At 64.6% G+C, this 4,335-nt stretch carries 5 protein-coding genes; all 5 read left to right on the top strand.

The annotated features are described in order from the left end of the window. On the top strand, positions 1-867 hold an 867-nt coding region (locus tag Q0O95_RS13275), incomplete at its 5' end, for a hypothetical protein (RefSeq protein WP_293699585.1). After that, entirely contained in the window at positions 867-1,463 is a 597-nt protein-coding gene (recR, locus tag Q0O95_RS13270; protein WP_293699582.1) for a recombination mediator RecR, read from the top strand. The genes Q0O95_RS13275 and recR, both read left to right, overlap by 1 nt. A gap of 331 nt (positions 1,464-1,794) precedes the next feature. Further along, positions 1,795-3,066, top strand: coding sequence for an aspartate kinase (locus tag Q0O95_RS13265; RefSeq protein ID WP_293699580.1), 1,272 nt, complete (start codon positions 1,795-1,797; stop codon positions 3,064-3,066). After that, the gene (locus Q0O95_RS13260) at positions 3,063-4,109 is read left to right on the top strand and encodes an aspartate-semialdehyde dehydrogenase (protein WP_293699577.1); all 1,047 of its coding nucleotides are present in this window, start codon (positions 3,063-3,065) and stop codon (positions 4,107-4,109) included. Before Q0O95_RS13265 ends, Q0O95_RS13260 begins: the two co-directional genes overlap by 4 nt. A 74-nt stretch (positions 4,110-4,183) precedes the next feature. After that, positions 4,184-4,335, top strand: a 152-nt coding sequence (locus Q0O95_RS13255; RefSeq protein WP_293699588.1) for a malate:quinone oxidoreductase, incomplete at its 3' end; no start/stop codon positions are given.

Below are 4,335 nucleotides of genomic sequence, written 5' to 3'. Positions count from 1 at the left end.
GACGAACCAGAGCCGCAGCCCGAAGCTCCTCAGGAGACTGCGCCGCCGAGTTCCGAGTCGACCGACGAGCCATCTGATGATGTTTCCGAAGCAGGGCCGATCGCCTTCGCCCAGATCGAAGACGCCTGGCCTGAGGTACTGTCGGCGCTCGAGGGTAAGAGCCGCCGCGCGTGGATGGTCGCGAGCGCGATCCGCCCCGTCGACTTCGACGCAGACTCGAACAAGATCGGCCTGACGTTCCGTTCGCCGGGCGACATGAACGAGTTCCGCAGCGGCAGAGACGGCGACGAGGCGATCTGGAAGATCATCCGCTCGGCGCTCGAGCAGCGCTTCGGGCAGCAGTTCGGATTCGCGCCGCGCGAGGGCGCAGCACCTCGACAGTCCGAAACAGGAGCCGCAGCTGCCACGGGGAGTGGCGCACAGGAGACAGTGCCCGAGCCATCGCCGCCCGATCACTTCGACGACGAGCCTCCCGAACCCGAGCCTCCCTACGAGCCGTCGATGCGAGAATCGGCACCGAGCGTGTCGACACCGCAACCGGCAGCGGCCCCGAGCGTTGCTCCCACGTCGAGTGGCGGGGGATGGGCGGTCGCGGAGATTCCGCAGAGCGAGCCTGATATGGACACTGACGCTGTCATCGACCCCTGGGCGGAGTCGGCGACGCCGAACGCGACCGTCACGGTCGATGAACGCCACGACAGTAAGGCGGCGGCATCGAAGCTGCCCGCCGCTATGCGTGATGCTCCGCCACCGCAGGAACCGCAGGAGCTCAGCGCGACGGAGAGCGCCCGTTACGGTGAGGCGGTCATCCGTGAGGAACTCGGAGCAGAGTTTCTTGAAGAGCTGACGGATGAGGGAGGTCGCTGATGTACGACGGCATCGTGCAGGAGCTGATCGATGAGCTCGGCCGGCTGCCCGGTGTCGGGCCGAAGTCGGCGCAGCGCATCGCGTTCCACATCATCCAGACGGAGTCCTTCGACGTGAGCCGCCTCGCACACGTATTGCAGACGGTGCGCGAGCGAGTGAGGTTCTGCGAACTGTGCGGCAACGTCGGCGAGAGCGAGCGGTGCGGGATCTGCACCGACCCCAGGCGAGCCCAGGACACGATCTGCGTTGTCGAGGAGCCCAAGGATGTTGTCGCGATCGAGCGCACGCGCGAGTACAAGGGGTTGTACCACGTGCTCGGTGGCGCGCTGAACCCCATGAACGGTGTCGGGCCAGACCAGCTGCGTATCCAGGGCCTCCTGTCGCGCCTGCAGGATGACACCGTGCAGGAGGTCATCATCGCCACCGACCCGAACGTCGAGGGTGAAGCGACCGCCACCTACCTCATTCGCACGCTGCAGCCGCTGGGGATTACCGTGTCACGGTTGGCGAGCGGGCTCCCAGTAGGTGGCGACCTCGAGTTCGCCGATGAGATGACGCTCGGGCGTGCGTTCGAAGGGCGTCGCCAGCTGCACTGATGGCCGTCGATCGCCTGCGTACACGAAACACGGCGTTGTGTTCGAAAAGTGGCAAATAGCGCCGCTTCTCGTGACGAATTGCCAATAGCGCCGCATTTCGTGACCAGCAGCCCAACCCGAAGCCCCGAGCGTGAAAAGCGCGGATTCTGCCCCGATTGCACGAATGACCGACCGATTGCGCGTCTTTCGAGATTTCCGAGCTTTTCGAACCGCGAAGCTCACTGCACGAGCCCTTGCGAACACGCAGTCACCACCGAAGCAATCGTCACGATGCCATGACAAACGGCGTCAGTGCGTAGACTTGACGGAGCAGAATTCCTGAAGGAGAACCGTGGCCCTCATCGTTCAGAAATTCGGTGGCTCCAGCGTGGAGGATGCCGAGGGCGTTAAGCGTGTCGCAAAGCGCATCGTCGACACCCGCCGGGCGGGTAACGATGTCGTCTGCGTCGTGTCCGCAATGGGCGATACGACCGACGAACTGCTCGATCTCGCAACCGAAGTCGTTCCGACGCTGCCGACCGGTGGCCGCGAAATGGACATGCTCTTGACCGCCGGTGAGCGCATCTCGATGGCGCTGCTGGCGATGGCGATCAAGTCGCTGGGTGCCGACGCGCTCTCGTTCACCGGCAGCCAGGCGGGCATGCTGACGGATGCGCGGCACGGTGCCGCGAAGATCGTCAGCGTCACGCCGGGCAGGGTCGCGGAGGCCGTCGAGCGCGGCCAGATCGCTATCGTGCAGGGCTTCGCGGGATTCAACAAGGTGACGGGGGACATCACGACGCTCGGTCGCGGAGGCTCCGACACCACTGCGGTCGCACTGGCCGCAGCGCTGAACGCAGACGTCTGCGAAATCTATACCGATGTCGACGGGGTCTTCACCGCTGACCCGCGCATCGTCCCGCTCGCTCGCAAGATCGACCTGGTCACGAGCGAAGAGATGCTTGAGCTTGCGTCCGCGGGAGCCAAAGTGCTGCACATCCGCAGCGTCGAGTACGCACGCCGCCACGGCGTGACATTGCACGTGCGGTCGTCGTTCACGAGCGCGACCGGTACGACCGTGGTGCAGAACAGAGAAGAGACTGACGTGGAAGAAGCGATCATCACGGGGGTCGCGAGCGACCTCAGCGAGGCGAAGATCACCGTAGCGGGCGTCCCGGATGTTCCGGGTAAGGCAGCCAGCATCTTCAAGGTTGTCGCGAAGGCACAGGGCAACGTCGATATGATCGTGCAGAACGTGTCGACGATCGAGACGGGACGCACAGATATTTCGTTCACGCTGCCGAAGGCCGATGCCCGTCAGGTGATCGAGGCGCTCGAATCCGAGAAGGCAGAGCTCGCGTTCGAGTCGATTCGGCACGATGACCAGATCGGCAAGATCGCGCTTGTCGGCGGCGGGATGCGCACCAACGTGGGCGTTTCGGCCACGCTCTTCGAGGCACTTTCGAATGCCGGCATCAACCTCGAGATGATCTCGACCAGCGAGATTCGCATCTCCGTCGTAACCCGAGCCGATCAGGTCGCGGACGCGGTCAAGGTGATCCACAGCGCGTTCGGCCTCGACAATGAGGAAGCAGCTGTCGTCCACGCGGGGACCGGACGATGAGCGGCGTGCGCGTCGGTATCGTCGGAGCAACCGGGCAGGTCGGTGGCGTCGTACTGCAGTTGCTGCAGGCCCGTGATTATCCGATAGCCGAGCTGCGGTTGTTCGCTTCGGCGAGGTCGGCCGGCAGCGTCATCGATTGGAACGGTCGATCGATAACCGTTGAAGACGCCATGACGGCAGACCCGGCGGGTCTCGACATCGTCATCTTCTCGGCGGGCGGCACGACCTCGAAAGAATTGGCGCCGAAGTTCGCGGCAGCCGGTGTCACGGTGATCGACAATTCGTCTGCCTGGCGACTCGACCCGGGCGTTCCTCTCGTCGTGAGCGAGGTGAACCCGCACGCGATCGAAACGCTGCCGAAGGGCATCATCGCGAACCCGAACTGCACGACGATGGCGGCGATGCCCGTGCTGAAGCCGCTCGCCGACGCTGCCGGCCTCGCCCGGCTGCAGATCGCGACGTATCAGGCCGTCTCAGGATCAGGGCTGAAGGGCGTCGAGGAACTCGCATCCCAGTCCGAGGCCGTCATCGACCAGGATGCACGTGCGCTCGCGCTCGACGGAGACGCACTCGAGTATCCCGCTCCCGGCGTCTATCACGACAGCATCGCCTTCAACGTGTTGGCACTCGCCGGCGCCATTGTCGAAGACGGAGAGGGCGAGACCGATGAGGAGAAGAAGCTCCGCAACGAGTCGCGCAAGATTCTCGAGCTGCCGGAGCTGCTCGTCGCCGGCACCTGCGTTCGCGTCCCGGTCTTCAGCGGACACTCGCTGGTGATCCACGCCGAGTTCGACCGCGAACTCACCCCGGCGCAGGCCACCGAGATTCTGGCGGCAGCGCCAGGTGTCGAGCTCATGGATGTTCCGACCCCGCTGCACGCGGCGGGGCGCGACGCGAGTTTCGTGGGGCGTATCCGGGCAGATCAGTCGGCGCCGGAAGGTCGCGGGCTCGTGCTCTTCGTCTCAAACGATAACCTTCGTAAGGGCGCAGCGCTGAACACGGTGCAGATCGCCGAGTTGCTCGCTGCCCGAATCGCCGCCTAGCCCTTGCAGTCGGCAGGAAACCACTGGAGAACACTGTGAAGACGATTGATGTAGCGCTCATCGGCGGCGGCATCATGAGCGCTACGCTCGGCGCCATGCTGCAGCGAGTCGACCCCACGCTGTCGATTGAGGTGTACGAGCGACTCGGCCGCGTTGCGGAGGAGTCGTCGAACCCCTGGAACAACGCCGGCACCGGCCATGCTGCGCTCTGCGAACTGAACTACAC

The sequence above is a fragment of the uncultured Agrococcus sp. genome (assembly GCF_945915485.1).
GTDB lineage: Bacteria > Actinomycetota > Actinomycetes > Actinomycetales > Microbacteriaceae > Agrococcus.
The sequence above is the reverse complement of the archived record's forward strand: the minus strand, read 5'-3'. Positions and strand labels throughout refer to the sequence as shown.